The organism is Apilactobacillus kunkeei (assembly GCF_001421115.1).
GTDB lineage: Bacteria > Bacillota > Bacilli > Lactobacillales > Lactobacillaceae > Apilactobacillus > Apilactobacillus kunkeei_F.
The window spans coordinates 154,481-176,405 of the sequence record NZ_JXCW01000005.1 but is presented as its reverse complement, the minus strand read 5'-3'; the positions used below and the strand labels follow the sequence as shown (position 1 = coordinate 176,405).

Genomic DNA, 21,925 nt, shown 5'->3' with positions numbered 1-21,925 from the left:
TTTTTTTTTTTTTTTTTCAATCTGTCGAGTTTAAAACGACCTAAAAATCATTCGATTAGAAAGGCTGTTTATTATGACAAATCAAATTACAGATAATGACATTAATGCAGATGGACATTTGCAGATAGATGGTTGCGATGCAGTTGAACTTGCTCACCAATTTGGAACTCCATTGATGGTTTACAACGTTTCAGCTATCCGCGATCAATTCCATCAGTTCAATAAGATTTTTGAACAAAACGATATTGATTACGAGATCTCATATGCCAGCAAGGCGTTTGCCAATACAGCGATGTACCAATTGGTGAACCAAGAGGGCGGACACATCGATGTTGTTTCCGGAGGTGAAATTGCAGTTGCTTTGCATGCCGGTTTCCCAGCCGCAAAGATGAGTTTCCACGGTAACAACAAGTCTTTAGAAGAATTAAGACTAGCGATAAGAAATCACGTTGGCGTCATCATGGTTGATAACTTCCATGAAATTGAACTAATCAACCAAGTGGTTGAAGAATTGGATGAAACCACCAACGTCATCATGAGAATTACTCCCGGAATTACAGCTCATACTCATGAATTTATCCAAACCGGTCAGGTTGATAGTAAGTTTGGTTTTGATCTTGCATCTGGCCAAGTTGAAAAAGGGTTTGAACTACTGCATAAGAACCCACGAGTTCACTTATTAGGTTTCCATGCTCACATCGGTTCACAAATTTCATCACCAGATGGTTTCAATGCATTAGCCGTTAAGATGATGCAACTAGCTAACAAGTTCAACACTGAACACGACTTTACTACAGAAGTCTTGGACTTGGGTGGCGGATTTGGAATTCAATATGTTTCAACCGATGGCTACCTAGCTCCTGAAAAGTTTGTTGAAAGTATCATCAACACCATCAAGGAACAAGCCAGTCAATATAACCTACAAATTCCAGCTATCTGGATTGAACCAGGTCGAAGCATTATTGGCTCAGCCGGTCTGACACTTTACACCGTTGGATCACAAAAGAGAGTCGACGGCATCAAGCCATACGTCGCAGTCGACGGTGGAATGGGCGATAACATCAGACCAATGTTATACGACGCTGAATACGAAGTTGTTTCAGCAAACAATCCACGCGCACAACCCGTTGAAAAGGTTCGCTTAGTTGGTAAGTACTGTGAATCAGGAGACGTCCTAATCAAGAACGCATCCGTTCCTAGTCTAAACGCCGGAGACGTTGTCGCTGTCTTAGACACAGGGGCTTACGGATACTCAATGGCTTCCAACTACAACTTGAACCTAAAGCCAGCAATTGTCTTTGTTGAAAAGGGCAAGGCTCAATTAGTCACAAAGCGTCAATCATTTGAAAACTTATACGAACTAGATAATAACTTAGAATTAGGAGATTAATTATTATGGCAGAATTAAACGCACAAGAAATCATTAGCTACATTCAAAACGCAGAAAAGAAGACACCAGTTAAGGCATATATTAATGGAAGAATTGCACAAATTGATTTTCCGCAATCAGTAAAGGTATTCGGAAACGATCAAAGCGCCACAGTATTTGGTGACTGGAAAGACATCGAACCAATCCTGAAGTCAGATTTAGTGACTGAATACGAATTGGAAAACGATGCTAGAAACTCAGCCGTACCATTATTAGACATCAAAAACGTTAACGCTCGTATCGAACCGGGTGCTACTATCAGAGACCAAGTTAAGATTGGTGACCGAGCCGTTATCATGATGGGTGCCGTTATCAACATCGGTTGTGAAATCGGTGAAGACACCATGATTGATATGGGAGTTGTCATGGGTGGACGTGCCATCGTTGGAAAGCACAGTCATATTGGTGCCGGTGCAGTCTTAGCCGGAGTAATCGAACCAGCTTCAGCTACTCCAGTTCGCATTGACGACAACGTATTAATCGGTGCTAACGCCGTTGTAATCGAAGGAGTTCACGTTGGTGAAGGTGCCGTTGTTGCAGCCGGATCAATTGTTTTACACGATGTTGAACCAAACACATTAGTTGCCGGAAACCCAGCACGAAAAATTAAAGATATTGACGATAAAACCAAGGGAAAGACTCAATTAGAAGACGCACTAAGAAAGTTGTGATGATATGACCTTAGATTTAATTGCGGTGAGACGCCACTTGCATCAGATTCCAGAATTGGCGATGCACGAAAGTCAAACCCATCAATACCTATTAGAATTAATCAACGAATTTGCTACAGATAATATGGAAGTTTTTACTCCTGAACAATTACCAACTGCGATTTTGGTAAAGATTAAAGGAAGCAATTCAAGTAAAACTATTGGTTACCGTTGTGATATGGATGCCCTACCGGTTAGTGAAAAGACTGGATTAGAGTTTTCATCAAAGCACGAATCGGTGATGCACGCATGTGGACATGATATCCACATGACGGTTGCAATCGGATTGTTGGAACACTTTACTCAACACCAACCAATCGACGACTTGATTTTCTTCTTCCAACCAGCCGAAGAAAGTGAAAGTGGCGCCAAGGTAGCAGTCGACAGTAACCTATTTTCAGGTGACTGGCATGTCGATGAATTCTACGGACTACACGATACGCCAGAGCTACCAGCCGGAACCATTGGCTGCTGTTATCCAACCTTGTTTGCCGGAACCAGTGAAGTCGATATTACCTTAATTGGTAAGAGCGGCCACGCTGCTTATCCACACCAAGCAAACGACATGGTGGTAGCTTCAGCAATGCTAATTACCCAATTACAAACCATCGTTTCAAGAAACGTTGATCCAATCCAAGGGGCAGTATTAACCTTTGGCCAAATCAACGGTGGAACAATCAGAAACGTAATTGCCGGTAGGGTAGATATTAAAGGAACCATTCGTGGTTTGAACCAAGAAATGATTCAAACCGTTAAGACCAGAATTATTGAAATATGTAAGGGAATTGAAGTTGGGTTCAACTGCCAAGTTAAGGTTGATATCAACCAAGGTGGTTACTACCCAGTTAACAATAACCAAAAGTTGACCGACCGTTTTATGAACTTTATGCAAGCAAATCCAGATGTGGATTTCACAGTCACAATGCCAGCAATGACCGGAGAAGACTTCGGCTACATTCTTCATCACTTCGATGGAACCATGTTTTGGTTAGGTGTTGGTAACACTTCAGCACTGCACACCGACACATTCAATCCTGACGAAAGCTGCATTGAAAAGGGGATTAACGCAATTAGTTCATTTTTAGAATTCGAAATGAGAGAAGACGATTAAAATGACACAAAATATTGATATTATGACCGCCATCATCACACCGTTTGATGACAATGGCAACATTGATTACGCTGCATTAGAAAGAGTCACTCAACACTGTTTAGAAAATGGCAGTCGTGGATTTGTGATTGGTGGAACCACAGGTGAAACACCAACACTAACCACTGAAGAAAAGATTGAACTATACACTCGCTTTGGTGCCATGGTTGGCGATAGCGCATACGTAATCGCCGGAACCGGTAGTAACAACACAGAAGCGACCATCGAATTTAATCGCCAAGTGCAAACCATCGACGGTATCGACGCCTTGTTAGTAGTCGTACCTTACTACAACAAGCCCGACCAACGTTCAATGATTGCTCACTTTACGTCAGTTGCTGATCAAGCAAACCTACCAATTTACATCTACAATATTCCAGGTAGAACCAGCGTTACCATGGCTAACGACACCGTGGTTGAACTATCACACCATCAAAACATCATCGGTGTAAAGCAATGTACATCAATGGAAGACCTGGAATACTTGGTTGACCATACCGAAGATGATTTCCACGTCTACAGTGGTGAAGATGCTCAATCACTATTCGCCAAAGCCATCGGCGCAGACGGAATCATCTCAGTAGCTTCTCACATCTATGGCGCTCAAATGCGTGAAATGTATGAAGCACTAGAAAATGGTGACTACCGTCATGCCGGTGAACTACAAAGATGGTTAACCCCACGTATGAACGCATTATTCATGTATCCTTCACCATCACCAGTTAAGGCCGTGTTAAACGCACAAGGATTTGCAGTTGGGGGATGCCGTCTACCAATCTTGCCATTGAATGACGAAGAACGCAGAAACTTAGCGCGTCACTTGGAACTACCAGAAGACGCATTACTACATGACTTAGGTTTGGAGATGAGAAACTAATGAATATTTTTCTAGCAGGAGCAACCGGATCAATGGGCCAAAAGGTGGTCCATTTACTAGCGGATAAACCAGGATACGACATCACAGGAATTCTAACCACTAAAACTGATGTGAACCCAAGTGAATACAACCTATCTGACGACGTGAATGTCTTTAACAGTTTAGATGCGATTGAAGGTGACTACGACGTCTGGATTGACTTCACTCAACCAAATGTCGTCTTTGATAACGTCAAATACGCAATTGAACACCAGATCTCACCAATCGTTGGTACCAGTGGATTATCAGAAGATCAAAAACACGAACTAATCATCCTAGCTGATGGTGAAAACGTCAACGGACTAATCGCCGCTAACTTCGGTTTATCAGCAGTGCTATTAATGCAATTTGCTCAACAAGCTGCTAAGTACTTCTCAGACGTAGAAGTCATCGAAATGCACCATGAAGACAAGACCGATTCACCATCAGGAACTGCCATTCACACAGTCGACATGATGAGTGAAACCAAACAAGGTGACAACATCAACCAAGAAGACGAACCAGCTAGAGGGATGTACTACAAGGGTGTTCCCGTTCACGCTGTTCGCTTGCCAGGTTACGTGGCCCACGAACAAGTATTATTCGGTGGACCCGGTGAAGCATTAACCATTCGACAAGATTCATTTGATCGTGAATCATTCATGCAAGGGGTATGGGTAGCATTAGAAAAGCTTCCTGAACTACACGGATTAGTCGATGGTCTAGAAAATATTTTGTAGGAAGTGATTGTATGCCAAGAACCAATCCACAGCTTTTGAGAACTTATAACCACCGTTTGAACGGAATCGCACCATCCGGAATTCGTCATTTCGATGAAACGATTTCTAAGAACAAGGACCTAATCAAGTTAACTTTAGGGGAACCTGATTTAGACACCCCGGAACATATCAAACAAGCTGCGATTCAAGGAATTAACGACAATGACTCACATTACTCAGCCCAAGCTGGGAAGGTCGAATTAAGACAAGCAATTACCAATTACTTATCTACCCGCTGGAATCTAGAATACGATGCTGAAGAAGTCGTGGTTACCAACGGTGCGACTCAATCAATTTATTCAGCACTACAAGCAATCGTGAACCCAGGGGATGAGGTTATCATTCCAACCCCAATCTTTTCATTGTACGAACCAATCATTGAAATCTTGGGTGGTCACGTGATTGATGTTGATACCAGTGATACTGATTTTAAATTGACACCATCATTGCTAGAAGATGCCCTAAAACAACATCCAGGCGTCGTTGCATTAGTAATTAACGACCCTAACAATCCAACCGGTGTGTCTTACACCGCAGACGAAGTTAAACAGTTAGGACAAGTTATCGCAAAATCACCAATCTGGGTACTTTCAGATGAAATCTACGGTGAATTAACCTTTGATCACGACCATTACTCATTAGCACGCGAAATTCCAGACCAAGTGCTATACATCAATGGTTTATCAAAATCACACGCGATGACCGGATGGCGTTTTGGATATATATGTGGTCCAAGCGAAATTATGCAACGAGTAAAAATGATTAACGCCTACATGGTGACCTGTGTCGCTGATAACGTGCAAGACGCAGCGCTAGAAGCAATGGCAAATGGTCAAGAAGACGCTTATGAAGCCAAGGCGATTTATCAAAAACGTCGTGACTTAGTCTCAACTAAGTTAGATGAAATGGGTGTTGAATACGTGATGCCAACATCAACATTCTATTGTTTCATCAAAATCGATGATAGTTATGGTAAAGATGACTATCAATTTGGTTTAGACCTAGCCGAAAAGGTTGGCCTAGGGGTAATTCCTGGTCGCATGTTTGGTAAGAGTGGGGAAGGCTACATCAGAATTTCCTTCGCCGCTAGTGAAGCAAAACTAAGAGCCGGTCTCGATCGACTAAATAAATTTATTCAATTATTAGAAAAATGAATTGACAAATCTGAAAAATAAAGTATATTAATAATAAAGTGTATGCATATAAAAGACAGATGTCTATTCAAAATAGATAAAAAGTGAGGTTTGTAAAAATGAGAGAGTATAACGTAGCAATTTTAGGAGCAACAGGTGCAGTAGGTATGAGAATGGTCAGACAATTAGAGGACTCCACCGTCCCAGTTAAGAATTTGAAGTTACTTGCTTCAAGCCGTTCAGCTGGAACTAAGATTGAATTCAAGGGTGAAGAAATCGAAGTTGAAGAAACTACTCCAGATTCATTTGAAGGAGTCGACATTGTGCTAGCTTCAGCCGGTGGTGGTACTTCCAAGAAGTTCCTGCCAGAAGCTGTAAAGCGCGGTGCCGTATGTATCGATAACACCAGTGCATACCGTATGGACCCAGACGTCCCACTAGTTGTTCCAGAAGTAAACGTTGATCAATTAGCTAACCATCGCGGAATTATCGCCAACCCTAACTGTTCAACCATTCAAATGGTGGTTGCCTTACAACCTGTCTTTGAAAGGTTTGGTTTAAACCAAATTGTTGTATCCACTTACCAAGCCGCTTCAGGTGCTGGCCAATCAGCATTAAATGAATTTTATGGCCAGGCTCAAGACTACCTAGATGGTAAGGAAATGAGCGCAGACATTTTACCTACTAAGGGTGATGAGAAGCACTATCCTTTAGCATTTAACCTATTACCACAAATTGACGTCTTTGAAGAAGACGGTTCTACTCATGAAGAATGGAAGATGGTTCATGAAACTAAGAAGATCATGTTAAACGACATGGATGCAACTGACATCAAGGTCAACGCTACCTGTGTTCGTGTACCGGTTGCCATTTCTCACGGTGAATCCGTATACTTCGAAGTAGAAGACAAGTCAGCTACTAAGGAAGATATTCAACGCGTTATCGATCAATTCGATGGTGCAGTTCTACAAGACGATCCAGATCATCAAGTATATCCACAACCAATTACCGCAGAAGGCAAGCGTTCAACTTTCGTTGGTCGCATTCGTGCAGACCAAGAAAATCCTGGATGCTTTAACATGTGGGTGGTAGCGGATAACTTGTTAAAGGGTGCCGCTTGGAACACTGTTCAAAACGCCGAAGAATTAGTAAAGCGTGATTTAGTGCGCGTCCCCGAAGACTACTATCGTGGTTAAAAAGGGTAAATAAAAAGAGTCGCATTCAACCGAATGTGACTCTTTTTTTGTTGTTATTGATTATCTTTTTTAGCTAATTCTTCTCGGCAATTTTTGCAAAGGCCAAAGACTTCAATATGAATCTTGTTGGTTTGAAAACCAGCTTGATCCATCGCTTCCTTGGCTAATTCTTGTTTTAATTGCTTATAGTTAGGGAAGTCGATATCTTCGATTTCACCACAATTATCACAAATAGCGTGGAAGTGAGGAGAACCAAAGAAATCGTATCTAATTCCACCATCTTCAGCAGGTAGTGCAATGATAATATCTAACTTTTCAAATAATTGTAACGTGTTGTAAATGGTTGCAATACTTAGGTTAGAAAATTCTTGCTTCAAAGCTTCGTAGATAGTGTCTACGGAAGGGTGATTATCATGATTAATTAAATACTTTAGGATAATCTGTCTTTGAGGTGTAATTCTTACATTATTGTTGCGTAAGGTTTCTAAGGCCTTTTCGTACATTTCGTTAGACAAACACTCTACCTCCTTTGATTATTACTTTATAACTATTCTATCTTAATAATAAGATTAAAAAGCCCAGAAAGCAAATAAAATCAACTATAAAGCGTCAATTGCAGCCTTAATTTTATCATTTGATGGTGAAATGTTGAATTGAGCTGTTTTATCTGGCCAGTATTGATGTTTGAATTGGACAATTCGTCTAATTAATTCCAATTCGGCATCGGTAGAAATGTTTAAAACATTCACGTATACAATGGGGGAATCGCTTTGTAGGTTTGAGATACCCGAGACACCGACGAAATGTTTAGTTTCCTTATCCATGACACCCCATAACAATCCCTTTTGACTCATGATGTCGTTCATGATGGCATTGATGAAGTTGGAAGTGCTCATAATGTCTGCTTTTTCATCTTGTTGCTTTTGGAAATCGATTACTGATTGAAGCTTAAATTCTGTTAACCAATCCATGTAAAAGTGTTCAGTGATGATTGGTCTTAATCCTTCAAAACTACGCATAATAAGTCTCCTTAAATTTACTAGACTTTATTATAGTAGAGAAAAACTAAATTTGAAAGAAATCAGTCGCGAAAACTACTTGAAAAACTTGTCGTAGATGTGTTGTTCTTGGGCTTCTGTCATGCAACAACAGCCACCGACAAACTTAAGATCTAAGTCGAACCATTGAGCAATTAGTTCGTCGAATTCTTCAAATGATAAATCATCGTGATTCCATTCCTTAATTTCTGGGTTGTAGGTCGCACCGGAATTAGGGAAGGCAATGAAAGGTTTGTGAGCAGGGTGACTTTGTTTCAACACCTTTAATGCAGGAATAACTAGTTGTGGCTTGGTACAGTTCAAACCATAAGCGATTACGTGTGATTGGGATTCTAAAAATGATGCCACTTCAATTAGTGAGCTGCCATCGGCTAGGTGGGATTCGTCTCTCAATGACGCGGCCACAATCACTGGAATATCGAATTGCTTAGTGTATTCGGTAATCGCCTTTAATTCATTGATATTAGGGAAGGTTTCCAATATTAATACATCGATGCCTGCTTCAACCATGGCCTTGATACGACCCTCGTGAAAAGCGATGTATTCTTCATCAGTCAATGAATAATCCCCGGTGTATTCGGAACCGTTGGCTAAAAAGGCACCGTAAGGGCCGACACCACCCAATAACCACTTGGGGTTTGGATTAGTTGCTTCATTACGGCCGCGGTCTGCTAATTTGACAGCTTTTTTAATTAATGCGATGGCTTGATCTTCACTGTAGCCGGCCTTGACTAAACCAGGCACACTGGCTTGGTAGGTGTTAGTTGTAGTCATTGATGAACCGGCGTTAAAGTACTTCTTGTGAACGTCGACAATTAGGTCTTCGTGTGATTCTAAGGCAGCTGCGGTCCATAGGTCTGAGTTTAGTTTTAAGCCACGTTCTTCCAAACCTGTTGACATTGAGCTGTCGATTAAGATGTGGTCTTGTTGATTAATCCAATTAGTTACTTTATTCATGATGATCCTTCTTTCTATATACTAATGCGTGCCAGATGTAGCAAATGATGGCAAATGGCACTCCGATGATGATGGCAATGCGTTGGTTAGGGTCAAACGCGATTCCGACCAATGAAAGCAAACAAATTACGATGACTAGAATTGGTAAGAGTGGGAATAGTGGTGCCTTGTATTTTAACTCGCTAGTGGAGTGACCAGCCTTAATAAATTGGCGTCTGAAGTTGAAGTGCGCCCAACCAATTACCAACCAGACGAAGACAACGGCAAACGCTGAAATCGCGGTTAACGCAAGATAAACGGTGTTTGGTGCGTAGATACTTGAGAATAATGCTAATAGTCCACCGGCAATAGTTAGGATTAGTCCATAGACGGGAATTCCGTTCTTGGATAGTTTTGCCAATCCCTTTGGTAGGGTGTTCTTGTCGGCCAGTGACCATAGCATTCTAGAAGCAGCATAGACTCCTGAGTTAGCACCAGAGAAGATGGTGATAAATAGGATTAGGTTCATTATGTCGGATGCGTATGGGACGTTGATGTTAGATAAGATAGTGACAAATGGACTTTGCGCAAGTGATGAATCACTTTGTGGCAAGATGGAACCCAACGCCACGATGGTTCCGATGAACAAAATTACCAAGATGATTAGGGTGTGCTTGATTGATTGTGGCACGGTCTTTTCCGGATTTTGACTTTCACCAGCACCGACGGCAATCATTTCCGCTCCTGAAAAGGCGAAGTTGGCTGATAGCACGATTGAGATGACTGGAATTAAACCATTTGGAAAGATGCCGTTAGCGGTTAGTTGACCGAAGAATGGTTTGAAATGGGTGTGGTGAATTGGGATGATCTTAAAGATGATTAGAATCCCAAGCCCTAAAAATACGACCAACGCTAATACCTTAATCAATGACATCCAGAATTCACTGGAAGAAAATAGGTTCATGTTGATGATGTTTAACAACAAAATGATGACGGTGAAGATTAGGCTGAAGCCCCAAACGGGGATGCTTGGGAAGTATTGTTGACCAATGGTTGAAAGAGCGATGAACTCGGAACCCAGCGCAATCGTCCAGGTTAACCAATACATCCAGGCGGTGATAAAACCGACACCGGGATTTATGTATTTACTTGCGTATGTATGAAATGCTCCCGTGTTTGGATCGTGAACGGATAATTCACCCAGACAAGCCATTACCATACAGACTAAAATTGAACCAATCACGTAGGCGAGAATGGTCCCGATTGGACCCGCCGTTTGGATTGAGTATCCGGTACTCATGAAGATACCAGTTCCAATCACACCACCAAGTGACATGGTGATAAGATTTCTGGCCTTTAGACTTTTTGAAAAATGATGCGAACTCATAAATAAACCTCCTTAGAAATAAAAAAAGCATCCGCCCTTACAAAAAGGGCGAATGCTTCGCGGTACCACCTTAGTTTTATAGCTGAAATGATACATTAATATCATTAACTATCTTATCCAGAACCTGTTGATTCCTTCGTGTTGTAACATACACAAATGTCGGGAGCTAAACAATTCACCCCCGAAGGTTCAGAGACCATTTTCGATAACTTCGAAACGTTCATTTCCACCAACCATGAACTCTCTTGGCAATCTCCGTTATGTACTTTTTTCATCAAAACCTAATATATTATTATGTATTTTTAATTATAGATACATTATAAAATTTTTCAAGGGAAAATTTTTGAATTAACTGTTTAGCATTATTGGCAAAATATGCAATAATAGAAAGGAGATATTAAATTTTAAGCGAAAGTGAGATTTAATTATGACTGAAAAATTCTTAATTGGTACTTACACTAGAGATACAAGTGAAGGAATCTATGAAATCGAATTAGATGAAAACAAAAAGCAATTACAAAACCTACAATTGGTTGCCAAAGCCGGTAACCCAACATATGTAGCCGTTTCAAAGGCCAACCGTTTATACGCCATCGACAAGGGTGACAACGGTAAGGGTGGTGCACTAGCACTAGATAACTCAACTCGTCCTGCTAAGGAAATCAACGTTTGTCTAAACGAAGATACCAACCCTGCCTACATCACAGTTGATGAAGGTCGCCAATTCGTTTACACTGCCAACTACCACACCGGTGAAGTAATGGTATACAAGATTGAAGATGACGGATCACTAACTTACCTAAACAAGGTAGTGCATGAAGGAAACGTGGGCCCACGTCCAGAACAACAAAGTGGTGCTCATCCCCACTACGCTGACCTAACTCCAGATGGTCGTTTAGCCGTTGTCGACTTAGGCCAAGACATGGTTTACGTATACGACATCGCAGATGATGGTGCCTTAACCGAAGTTTCTACATTGAAGATGGAAGCCGGCTTTGGTCCTCGTCACGTTGTCTTCGACGAACAAAAACACGTTGCATTCATCGTTGGTGAATTAAGCAGTAAGCTAGCCGTTGTGAACTACGATAAAAATGATGGTAGCTTCCACCTAGACCACATCGTTGCCACTATTCCAGACGACTGGACTGAACACAACGGTGCCGCTGCCATCCGTTTATCAAGTGATGGTAAGTTTGTCTACGTTTCAAACCGTGGTAACAACAGTATTGCCGTCTTTGAGGTTAAAGACAACGGTAAGGTCGAACTAATTCAATTAGCAAGCACTGAAGGTGACTTCCCACGTGACTTTAACTTCAGTAGCGATGAAAAGTTCATGGTTGTTATTAACCAAAACACTAACGACGCTACCTTATACGAACGCGATGCTAACAGCGGTAAGTTAACCGTTGTGCAAAAGGATGTTCATGTTCCAGAAGGTGTCTGTGTCGCACGCGAAAAATAATTAATTAAAAAAAGACTTACGGATTTTCCGTAAGTTTTTTTTAGTGTTGTTGCCAAAAGTGATTCAATTTTTGTTTGGTCTGATTAATGTTAAACGCAGTCGATAACTGACCCTGGTGCCAATTTCTTGGGAATAACTTTTGGTAACGATTTTGTTTGAATCGTTGATCCATTAAGACGACGTTTCCGACATCCTGGTTGGTTCGAATGAGTCGACCGGCGGCCTGAAAGACATTGTTTAATCCCGGTAGTTGGTAGGCAAAGTCAAAGCCATGACCGTTTTCGGCATCGAAGAAGTACTTGATTAGGTCGTTTTCCGGGTTTAATCCTGGGAGGCCAACCGAGACTATCCCGACACCAATGAGGTGACTACCCTTAAGGTCGATTCCTTCACAGAAGATGCCACCCAGTAGGGCAAAGCCAACCAACGTGTCATCGTCATCACGTTTAAACGTATTGATGAATGATTGACGTTCCTCGGGACTCATGTCACTTTCTTGCACGAGGACGTCGACGGTTGGATTTTGTTTTTCAAACGCTTCGACAACATCGTTTAGATACTTACTAGAGGGCAAGAAGATGAGGTAATGACCACTCTTGCTGTTAATCATGGCATTGATAGTATCAACAATTGGTTGAATGCTACTCTTTCGCTTGGCGTAGGTGGTTTGAATGTAGTTGGTAATAATCACCTGTTGGTTGTTTGGATTAAACGGCGAATCGATTTCATAAACTAAGCTGTCTTCTTCGTCCCCTAAGACTCGTTGATAGTAGTCCATTGGTGAAAGGGTGGCCGAGAACAAGACGGCACTACCACCGAGCTTGAGTGATTCACCAATAAACGGACTGGGGTCCATGCAAAATAGTTTGATGATGACGTTTTGATCACAGTCGTAAAACATTCTGGTCTTAAACGTGTCGTCGTATAGTTCGGCAATTCGTTGAAAACTAAGGAGGGTGAAGTAGTAATCGACAATCGCGTTGTTTAACTCTTCATCCTTTTCGTCCTTACCGAGCCAATCGGAAATGACGTCGCAAAGCTTGTTGAGCTGTTTAACAAACGCACTTGGCGGATTATCCAAGTGGACGTATTCCTCGTCACTTTCGGTCAGCGGCTTAACGTTTAATGTGAATGAACGACGGAATGATTTCAATGCCTTATGCAGTCTTTCGTTGTCCTCTTGGTCCTTGGTGGCCTTGATTAAGTCGGGCAACACCTTGTTGGAGATTGCCGCCGAGTACATGTCACGGGAACGGTTGACCAGATTGTGGGCTTCGTCGATTAAAAAGATGTTGTCGGGCTCTTCGACCGTGAAGAAACGTTGGAGGTGCACCTGTGGATCGAATAGGTAGTTGTAGTCACAAATGATTACGTCACAGAATTGACTGAGGTCGAGTGAGAATTCAAACGGGTCAATCTTGTACTGCTCGGCGTATTGTTGAATGACATCGAAGTCGATTTGATCGACATGTTCCAACACGTCCTTGATGGCTGGTTTCAAACGGTCATAGTACCCAATCATGTATGGGTTATCTTCGGGTTTCAAATCCTTTTCGGCTTCAAAGGTAATCTTTTCCTTGGCGGTTAATGTGATGGTCTTGGCCTTTAGTCCTTTATCCATCATTAAGTCCATTGCTTCCTTGGCAACAATACGCGTACTTTGTTTAGCGGTCAGGTAAAAAATGCGATTAGACAATTCTTGGCCCATCGACTTAACGGCGGGAAAGAGCGTCGAAATCGTCTTCCCGGTTCCAGTCGGTGCTTGGGCAAACAAGTGCTTGTGATTGGCAATCGTCTTGTAGACGACCGCGGAGAAGTTGCGTTGGCCGTGTCGAAATTCCTTAAACGGAAAGGCCATTTGATTGGCGGTCTTGTTTCTTTCCTTAATAATATCGGTTCTAAGCTTTAGCCATTCTTCGTATTCGCTGATGAGGTCATCGAAGAACTTTTGGGCCTCATCTCGACTGATGGTGATTTCGTTATCAGTGATGATTTCATCGGGCGTTTGAACGTAGGTGAGAGTTAGTTTAACCGCATCTAGCTCATCGAATTTTTGCATCAAGAAATAGGCGTAGACCTTCACTTGGCCCCAGTAGAGCGCCATGATGCTTGCCGGTAAGTCATTAAATTCGACGTCGGACGTCTTAATCTCTACGATTTCGGCATCCTTACCATCGATTAAGACACCGTCGGCACGACCTTCGACGTGAAAGTCGATGTCATTGATCTTTAGTTTGGTATCCAGATAGTATTCACTTTCAAAGTGCATGTACTTGCTCTTTTGGAGTTTGCGGTGAATTTGGGCGCCTTTTCTTGCGGTATTGGAGCTATTCAAACGGGCGTTTAAGTCACCGCTTCTCAGTGTGAACTCAACTAGGTCTCTGATTCCAATTCGATTCAAGATGGTTCCTCCTTTCGTTTAGCATTGATATGTAATTTGTAACAGAATTGTAACTTATGAAAAAATTTTTGATGTGCTAGGCTAAATAATAGAGATAAAAGAAAGGGGTATATTATGCCTAGAGGATTTAAAGAAGAATTAATGTTTACAGGGATGATGGCCGGACTTATGGTTATCGTTATGGAAGCATATAACATCGCGATGGCCAGCGGAATTCACGCCGGTTTTATCGTCGAAGTATTAGTGGGATACCCACTAGCATTAGTAGTTGCCGCCATCTTAGATTTAGTGTTGGTTGGCCCACTCGTTAAAGCTATCTTTTTCAATTATATATTCAAACCAGAATGGGAACAAACACCAATTAAGATTGCGCTATGCATTTCAACCATGATGGTACTTGGCATGGTGACCTTAATGTCACTATTTGGTATCATCGTTACCTTTGGTTTTGAAAACATCACATGGGCAATGTATGGTCGTGCATGGATCTTAAACCTATGCCTAGCATTACCACTACAATTAGTGATTGTTGGCCCAATCTGTCGCTTACTATTAGGTAAGATTCAAGCCGCAATTGATGAAAAATAATCATGAAAAGCTACCGGTTATACGGTGGCTTTTTTTATTTCCTAGAATAAATCTAAATTTAGATAAATAATTACTGAAAAATATTCAAAATACCGTTATTATATAGGTAGAATAAGAATTCGAGGAGATATAACATGATTAAAATTGTGACGGATTCAACAGCACTAATTCCAGAAGAAACTGTTAACAAGTACGACATTAAAGTAATTCCATTGAACGTCAACATTGGTACTCAAGCTTACCAAGATGGCATTGATATGGATGGTCAAAAACTAATTAAATACATCAAAGACAATCCAAAGGGTGACTTTCCTACTACCAGTCAACCTTCAATCGGTCAATTCGTTGAAGTATACAACGAACTAACTAAGGACGGTGACACTGTTTTGTCACTACACATGACCGATTTATTAAGTGGAACTGTTCACGCCGCCAGCCAAGCTAGTGAAATCGCTGACGGAGACGTTAAAGTGGTTAACACTCACTACATCGACCAAAGTTTAGGTTTCCTAGTGGTTGAAGCAGCTAAGATGGCTCAATCAGGTGATTACACTCGTGATCAAATCATCGACCACGTGAACCACGACATTGAAAACTCCGAACTATACATCGGTGTAAGTACATTGGAAAACCTAGTAAAGGGTGGTCGTATCAGCAAGGCAACTGGTATCATTTCAAAGATGATGAACTTACACGTTGTCTTCCAACTACTACCAGATGACCTAAAGCTACAACTAAAGGGTCGCGGTAAGAAGACCATTACTAAGTGGTTAGACCAATTCTTTGAAACTAACGTTAACACCAACTACAAGTTCATCGGTATCAGTTACACTGGTAGTGACGAATTTGCGATGGCATTAAAAAAACGTCTGGAAGAACAATTCCCAAACGTTAACGTATTAGTTCAATATACTTCATCAATTGTTTCAGTTCATACCGGTGAAAATGCATTTGCCATCATGACTTGTAAACAAGATGACTAAAGACAACTGAAAAGATAATTCCTAAAATGGCACCAATGATAGGTCCTAAGAAAGGGACCACCGCGTATCTCCATTGTGATAGACGTTTGTCGTAAGTTCTAGAAAAGAAGAAACGAGGAACCAAATCACGAGTGGGGTTAAATGCGGCCCCAGTGATTGGAGCAACGATACTTATGATAATCATCATTAATAATGATGAGAATAAGGTCTTGATCCACCATTGGGCATTGATGTCATTTTGCATTTCTGTATTAACGATAATCAAGAAGGTCCCGATGATTTCCCACTTGAAGTTGCGCTTCCAATTATTGACGTCACGAGGGACGGTCGCATAGAAGTTCAAGTTCAAGGGAAGACTAGCCAACCATTTTGACCAAACGGCCTTAACGGTTAGTGATGCTAGCCAAGCACCGAGGATTTGGGTGATTACTTCACCAATCATTAGCCACCAGTGAATTTGGTGGTTAACGGCTAGGGTGAGTGAGACGACCGGATTGTATTCGGCGGTTCCAAAGAAGAAAGTCGTTAGCAGGGATGGAAGCAGGATACTGATACCCCAGTAAAAGCCGGTAATAAAACGGTTTTGTCCTTTGGGGAATAAGAAGTAGTTAATGATAACACTGGTTACTAATCCCAAGGATAACATTATGTAGGTTCCGATAAATTCACCTAATAGTAGTTTCATTTCCATCCCTCCTTTAGCTGTCTACAACTGATAGATTATCACTTATTGAAATAAAATTAAAACCATATCAGATAAAAAGTGAAATCATTTTTTGGTTTCACTTTTTGTTTGTGTTTAGTTGGTTAATGATGTTGATAACGTCTTGTTTGTTCACGAGACGGTGTTCTAAGGTGTTATAAAACATGGGTTGGTGCTGTTCGATGATTTTGCAATCGGACTCGTTTCCTGATAGATAGGCGACGTCACAGGCATCCTCAATGTTGTCGATTTTTGGAAAACCAGCCGCACTCATGACACTACCTAAGACAGTATCGGCATCTTCGTAGTTTAAATCATCCAAGTATTTATCGTAATTCATCAATCCACCACCTAATCTTTAATAGAAGATTATTATACAAATAGGTGGAACAAGTTGCTAGCAAATAGCTTTTACTAGTCTAAAATATAATAATACGGTAATATATTATATTAGTTAAAACAGTATAGTATTCCTCGGCGGGAACAATCGATAGGCATATCGACAGGTGGGCTCGCGTTAGATAGGCGCGAAGGAAATACTATACGAAGGAGACTTGTTATGCAAAGTCGAAATAAATGGTTTGCATTGGTCGCAGTCTGTCTAGGTTTCTTTATGGGTCTATTGGACGTGACCGTTGTAAACGTTGCTCTACCAACCATTCAGACTAGCTTTAACAGTAGTTTTAGTCAGTTACAATGGGTCATTAATGCTTATACATTAATGTTTGCGGCCGTGTTGTTCCTAATTTCTAAGTTAGGGGACTTAATAGGGAGAAAACGCATTTTTATCATTAGTTTGGTACTATTCTCTGCTTTCTCACTAGCATGTAGTGTCGCACCAAATATTACTTGGTTAATCATCTTCCGTGGTATTCAAGGAATCGGTGGTGCCGGAATGCTTAGTCTTTCTATGAGTATCATTGCTGACATCTTTGAAGGCCCATCAAGAGGACTAGCTCTTGGAATCTGGGGAAGTGTCGCTGGACTATCCACCGCACTTGGCCCATTGTTCGGGGGAATTCTACTTAGCTTCTTTAGTTGGGAATCCATCTTTTGGATGAATATCCCAATCGGAGTGATCGCACTATTCATGAGTGTTAGATACATTCCAACTTCCAAGACATTCAATAGTGGCAAAATTGATTTTATTGGAATGCTATTATCATTTGCCTTTATGTTCTGCATTATTTTAGGTTTAATTCAAAAAGAAACCCACTATGGTTACTCTTGGTTCGATATGCACGTATTTGCCTTATTGGCTGCTGGTGTTATTCTAATCGCGATTTTTGCCGTTTGGGAAAAGCACTTTTCAAGTCCAATGCTAGATCTTAGTTTGCTTAAAAACAGACAGGTAGTTGGAAGTGCCATTTCCAATTTAACATTGGGAATTGCCATCTATGCAGCATTTAGTTACATCATCGTGTTATCACAAAACTACATGGGATATTCCGCACTACAAAGTGGGGCGCAACTAATGTTAATTAGTGCCTTTTCACTTGTGATTGGCCCCATCTCAGGAAAGATTGCCACTAAGATTAATCCGGGACTAATCATCAGTTTCGTATTAATTCTAGCCGGTGTCGGAATGTTCGTTCTACCAGTCTTCTTGGGTAACCAAAACCACTGGTACGGTTTGATTCCTACCTTTGTCACCCTAGGTTTGGCCAATGCATTTGTTAATCCACTATCATCTAACATTGCCGTTAGTTCCGTTGAACCAAAGGAAATTGGGATGACATCTGGATTACTAAACGTCGGTAAACAATTCGGGACTAGTCTGGGACTTGTCGTATTAGGATTAGCCTTGACCGATAGCTACAACGATCACTTAGTTACATCTAAGATGGGTGATTCCTTGATGCACGTGTTCCAAAACGCTGGACCATTTTCGGGGAGTGAAATCGCTGAAAAGATGTACAACTCATCGTTGTTATCTATCGTGCACAATGCCTTTTATCGAGGTATTGATAGCGTGGCGGTTACAGATGGTTTCATCTTTATCGTTGCCGGAATTCTTTGCTACATCTTGTTATGTATGAGAAGCAAAAAGAGTAAATAAAAAAGTCGCTTGTAAAAGCGACTTTTTTTAGTGGCGACTTGATTGGTGACCACCGTTATTTGAAAGTTTGATGTTGTTTCGCTTGAACTTTTGTTGGGCTGAGTCTGGTTGGAAATCAAAGTGGTGCATACGACCGTTATAAGGCTTGCCGGCCATCTTGATTTGAACCCAGTCAGCCATGATGCGTTGCATGTTTTGCGCTGCTTTAACGCGGCTTTCAATGCCTTCGGTCTTAGCAGCTGGTTCGATATTATCTCTCAATTGATTGATCAACTTTTGGTGGTAGACCAATAGTGATTGGGTCAAAGGAGAGTCCTTGTATGAGTTGAATAGGCGTTCGATAAAACGCATCGCGTCTTTTGAGTTTTTGGGTTCGTAAAATCTTTCGTTATTATCCATAATTGCCTCCAAAAAAATAACCATCATGCATATTATACATGATGGTTATCATTTTACATTGATTAGTCTTCCAATTCAATTTGACCAGTTAAGCTGAATAAGAAACTTAATAGGACGGCTAGGAAACCACCAACAACGATACCGTTGTCTAAGATGATTTGAGCAGCTTGTGGAAGTGATCTGAAGATTTGTGGATAAACTGTTACACCAATCCCAGTACCAACTGATAGGGCAACGATTAATAGGTTTGCATTCTTGCTGAAGTCAACGTTTTGTAGAATACGGATACCTTGAACCCCAACCATACCAAACATTACGACCATAGCACCACCAAGCACTGAACTTGGAATTACTGTTGCCACAGCACCTGCCTTAGGAAGTAGACCTAAGATTAATAGGAATAATCCGGCGTAGTAAATTGGGCGTTTAGTCTTAATACCTGATAATTGAACCACACCAACGTTTTCTGAGAAAGTTGAGTATGGGAAGGTGTTGAAGACACCACCAAGCATAGCGGCGATACCTTCAGCACGGTAACCGTTAGCTAGGTCTTTTTCGCTTAGCTTACGACCAGTTAAATCACCCAGTGCCAAGAAGACACCGGTTGATTCCACCATGGTAGTAAGTGATACTAAAATCATGGTTAGAATAGCTGACCAACTAAAGTGTGGTGTACCGAAGTAGAAAGGTTGTGGGAAGTGAAACCAGCTTGCTTGTGCGACTGAAGCAAATGAAATCATGCCAAGTGCATAAGCAATCACGGTTCCGACTACCATCCCAACCAATACAGAGATTGATCTGAAGAAACCCTTTCCAAAGATGTTAATCAAGATAATAACGGCCATGGTAATTAGACCGACGATTAAATCGTGAGGGTCAGCGAAGTTCTTAGCTGAAGCATTTCCACCACCCAAGTTTTGAACGGCAACTGGTACTAATGAGAAACCAATGATGGTAATTAGTGAACCAGTAACCACTGGTGGAAAGAACTTACGTAGTTTTGCGAAAAGCCCTGAGATTAGAAATACGAATAAACCAGAACAAATAATAGCTCCATAAATATATGCGACACCTAAAGTACCACCGATAGTTTCAAGTGGTGTAATAACTTGTACCGCACATCCCAATACAACGGGAAGACCAATCCCAGTAAGTGGGGTCTTCTTAAGTTGTAGTAGTGTGGCAATCCCACACATAAAAATATCTGCAGAAACCAGGTAAGTCATTTGAGCTGCATTGAAGTGTAAGAAAGCACCGATTAGCAATGGAACGATAACGTCACCTGAATACATTGCTAACAAGTGTTGGAAACCTAAAATGGCAGCCTTGAATTGAGATACCTGTTGCAAATTGCTTTCATGATTATCCAAACAAAATTCCTCCTAATATTTAATTATTACCCTGAAAAATAAAAAAGCCTCAATGCTAGAAAAAGCAAAGAGACCTTCATCTTTTTGCTTATAGTCCGAACTTTACGGTTCCGGGTAGAAACTTACCAACCTTATTATGGTAAATATATAGGCAATAACTGATTTAATTTTGTAAATTCAATATTAGACGAATTTTGCGAAAAAAGCAATCCTTATAATGAATATAATTGTTCAGTTTCACAATTATAAGGTACAATGGAAAGTACTATTTGATAGATACGAGGGGGGAATAATCTTGAAGCATATTTTAGCAATTCACACCGGTGGAACTATTTCAATGTCTCAAGACGAAAGCGGGGAAGTTGTTCAAAATGAACAAAATCCAATCGCTAATCAACAAGATAATTTATTAGATCAAGGAATCGATATTACAAATGAGGAGATTTTTAACTTACCATCTCCACATATGACCCCTGATAGAATGCTTGAAATCGCTAATCGAATTAAGGAAGCAAGAAAGCAAGGATACGACGGTGTCGTAGTTACCCATGGTACCGATACCCTAGAAGAAACTGCATACTTCTTGGACTTAACTTTGGCCAACGATTTTCCAGTCGTCGTAACTGGTGCCATGCGTTCATCAAACGAAATTGGTTCAGATGGTCTATACAACCTATTGAACGCTGCAGCAACCGCTGCTAGCCCACAAGCTAAGAACAAGGGTGTCTTGGTGGCAATGAACGATGAAATTCACACCGCCAGATACGTTACTAAGACCCACACTACTAACGTGGCGACTTTTAGAACACCAACATTTGGTCCAATCGGAATTATTTCTAAGCATGAACCAACATTTTACCAAGAACTAATCCAAAGTGAAGTCGTCGACGTTGATTCTCTAGTTGATCACGTTTACTTAATCAAGGCCTTTGCCGGAATGGACGGCACCTTGTTTGACGCTTTAGATAATGATCAAACTAATGGTCTAGTAATCGAGGGACTAGGTGCTGGTAACCTACCTCCTGAAACATTAGATTCAGTAAAACGTTTAGTCGACAGAAATATTCCTGTCATTTTGGTTTCCAGATGTCTAAGTGGGGTTGCCCAAGACATTTACGCCTACGAAGGTGGAGGAATCCAACTGGAAGAAATGGGCTTAGAATTCTGTCACGGTCTAAACGGACAAAAAGCACGTATTAAATTAATCATTGCGTTAAGTGCGCACAAGTCTGGTGAAGAGTTAGCTAGATTTATGAGTAACGCAATATCATAGAGTGAGGGATGTTT

General features: G+C 41.1%; 21 protein-coding genes, 1 riboswitch and 1 other annotated feature. Of the genes, 12 read left to right on the top strand and 9 right to left on the bottom strand.

All coding sequences use genetic code 11. The features are described from left to right. Positions 1-73 precede the first annotated feature (73 nt). The 7 genes from lysA to RZ55_RS05425 all read left to right on the top strand — a co-directional run bounded on the left by lysA (position 74) and on the right by RZ55_RS05425 (position 7,292). On the top strand, positions 74-1,390 hold the full coding sequence (lysA, locus tag RZ55_RS05455) for a diaminopimelate decarboxylase (RefSeq protein ID WP_057175926.1): 1,317 nt from the start codon (positions 74-76) through the stop codon (positions 1,388-1,390). Between the two features lie 5 nt (positions 1,391-1,395). Further along, entirely contained in the window at positions 1,396-2,100 is a 705-nt protein-coding gene (dapD, locus tag RZ55_RS05450; protein ID WP_053792934.1) for a 2,3,4,5-tetrahydropyridine-2,6-dicarboxylate N-acetyltransferase, read from the top strand. Positions 2,101-2,104: 4 nt separating this feature from the next. After that, the gene (locus RZ55_RS05445; protein ID WP_057175925.1) at positions 2,105-3,250 is read left to right on the top strand and encodes an N-acetyldiaminopimelate deacetylase; all 1,146 of its coding nucleotides are present in this window, start codon (positions 2,105-2,107) and stop codon (positions 3,248-3,250) included. Between the two features lies 1 nt (position 3,251). Beyond that, complete coding sequence (dapA, locus tag RZ55_RS05440) at positions 3,252-4,166, top strand: 4-hydroxy-tetrahydrodipicolinate synthase (protein ID WP_057175924.1); 915 nt, start codon at positions 3,252-3,254, stop codon at positions 4,164-4,166. Then, the gene (gene dapB / locus RZ55_RS05435; RefSeq protein WP_057175923.1) at positions 4,166-4,924 is read left to right on the top strand and encodes a 4-hydroxy-tetrahydrodipicolinate reductase; all 759 of its coding nucleotides are present in this window, start codon (positions 4,166-4,168) and stop codon (positions 4,922-4,924) included. Before dapA ends, dapB begins: the two co-directional genes overlap by 1 nt. Positions 4,925-4,935: 11 nt before the next feature. Further along, positions 4,936-6,117 (top strand): aminotransferase class I/II-fold pyridoxal phosphate-dependent enzyme, encoded by a 1,182-nt coding sequence (locus tag RZ55_RS05430; RefSeq protein ID WP_057175922.1) that lies wholly within the window; start codon positions 4,936-4,938, stop codon positions 6,115-6,117. A gap of 98 nt (positions 6,118-6,215) precedes the next feature. Beyond that, on the top strand, positions 6,216-7,292 hold the full coding sequence (locus RZ55_RS05425; protein ID WP_057175921.1) for an aspartate-semialdehyde dehydrogenase: 1,077 nt from the start codon (positions 6,216-6,218) through the stop codon (positions 7,290-7,292). Positions 7,293-7,345: 53 nt separating this feature from the next. On the opposite strand, the gene RZ55_RS05420 is transcribed toward RZ55_RS05425, so the two are convergent. The 4 genes from RZ55_RS05420 to RZ55_RS05405 form a co-directional block, all read right to left on the bottom strand. Next, positions 7,346-7,807: a Fur family transcriptional regulator gene (locus tag RZ55_RS05420; RefSeq protein WP_225351435.1), complete on the bottom strand. Its 462-nt coding sequence runs from the start codon at positions 7,805-7,807 to the stop codon at positions 7,346-7,348. 84 nt (positions 7,808-7,891) lie between these two features. Next, positions 7,892-8,311 (bottom strand): hypothetical protein, encoded by a 420-nt coding sequence (locus tag RZ55_RS05415; protein ID WP_057175920.1) that lies wholly within the window; start codon positions 8,309-8,311, stop codon positions 7,892-7,894. A gap of 75 nt (positions 8,312-8,386) precedes the next feature. Beyond that, positions 8,387-9,307 (bottom strand): homocysteine S-methyltransferase, encoded by a 921-nt coding sequence (gene mmuM, locus RZ55_RS05410; protein ID WP_057175919.1) that lies wholly within the window; start codon positions 9,305-9,307, stop codon positions 8,387-8,389. After that, positions 9,300-10,673, bottom strand: a complete 1,374-nt coding sequence (locus RZ55_RS05405; protein WP_034532622.1) for an amino acid permease — start codon at positions 10,671-10,673, stop codon at positions 9,300-9,302. Before RZ55_RS05405 ends, mmuM begins: the two co-directional genes overlap by 8 nt. 41 nt (positions 10,674-10,714) lie before the next feature. Next, positions 10,715-10,960, bottom strand: a binding site (T-box leader). A 140-nt stretch (positions 10,961-11,100) separates the two neighbouring features. Between RZ55_RS05405 and RZ55_RS05400 the strand changes: the two genes are divergently transcribed. After that, complete coding sequence (locus tag RZ55_RS05400; protein ID WP_057175918.1) at positions 11,101-12,135, top strand: lactonase family protein; 1,035 nt, start codon at positions 11,101-11,103, stop codon at positions 12,133-12,135. A gap of 40 nt (positions 12,136-12,175) precedes the next feature. Here RZ55_RS05400 and RZ55_RS05395 read toward each other — a convergent pair whose 3' ends face one another. Further along, entirely contained in the window at positions 12,176-14,539 is a 2,364-nt protein-coding gene (locus RZ55_RS05395) for an ATP-dependent DNA helicase (RefSeq protein ID WP_057175917.1), read from the bottom strand. A 111-nt stretch (positions 14,540-14,650) separates the two neighbouring features. On the opposite strand from RZ55_RS05395, the gene RZ55_RS05390 reads away from it, so the two are divergent. Further along, complete coding sequence (locus tag RZ55_RS05390; RefSeq protein ID WP_053796845.1) at positions 14,651-15,124, top strand: DUF2798 domain-containing protein; 474 nt, start codon at positions 14,651-14,653, stop codon at positions 15,122-15,124. Between the two features lie 134 nt (positions 15,125-15,258). Next, entirely contained in the window at positions 15,259-16,107 is an 849-nt protein-coding gene (locus RZ55_RS05385) for a DegV family protein (protein ID WP_057175916.1), read from the top strand. On the opposite strand, the gene RZ55_RS05380 is transcribed toward RZ55_RS05385, so the two are convergent. Then, on the bottom strand, positions 16,082-16,792 hold the full coding sequence (locus RZ55_RS05380; RefSeq protein ID WP_034532633.1) for an MIP/aquaporin family protein: 711 nt from the start codon (positions 16,790-16,792) through the stop codon (positions 16,082-16,084). The two genes, RZ55_RS05385 and RZ55_RS05380, sit on opposite strands and share 26 nt — an antisense overlap. A 97-nt stretch (positions 16,793-16,889) precedes the next feature. Next, positions 16,890-17,150, bottom strand: a complete 261-nt coding sequence (locus tag RZ55_RS05375) for a hypothetical protein (protein WP_057175915.1) — start codon at positions 17,148-17,150, stop codon at positions 16,890-16,892. Positions 17,151-17,369: 219 nt separating this feature from the next. Here RZ55_RS05375 and RZ55_RS05370 point away from each other — a divergent pair, with 219 nt between their 5' ends. Further along, a complete protein-coding gene (locus RZ55_RS05370; RefSeq protein ID WP_057175914.1) occupies positions 17,370-18,869 on the top strand; it encodes an MFS transporter in 1,500 nt (499 codons plus the stop codon). 27 nt (positions 18,870-18,896) lie between these two features. Here RZ55_RS05370 and RZ55_RS05365 read toward each other — a convergent pair whose 3' ends face one another. Further along, a complete protein-coding gene (locus RZ55_RS05365) occupies positions 18,897-19,268 on the bottom strand; it encodes a hypothetical protein (RefSeq protein ID WP_053791993.1) in 372 nt (123 codons plus the stop codon). 62 nt (positions 19,269-19,330) lie between these two features. Next, on the bottom strand, positions 19,331-20,638 hold the full coding sequence (locus tag RZ55_RS05360) for a nucleobase:cation symporter-2 family protein (protein WP_034535235.1): 1,308 nt from the start codon (positions 20,636-20,638) through the stop codon (positions 19,331-19,333). Positions 20,639-20,709: 71 nt separating this feature from the next. Next, positions 20,710-20,809: riboswitch (purine riboswitch) on the bottom strand. Between the two features lie 121 nt (positions 20,810-20,930). Here RZ55_RS05360 and RZ55_RS05355 point away from each other — a divergent pair. Continuing rightward, complete coding sequence (locus RZ55_RS05355) at positions 20,931-21,911, top strand: asparaginase (protein WP_272946543.1); 981 nt, start codon at positions 20,931-20,933, stop codon at positions 21,909-21,911. Positions 21,912-21,925: the final 14 nt, after the last annotated feature.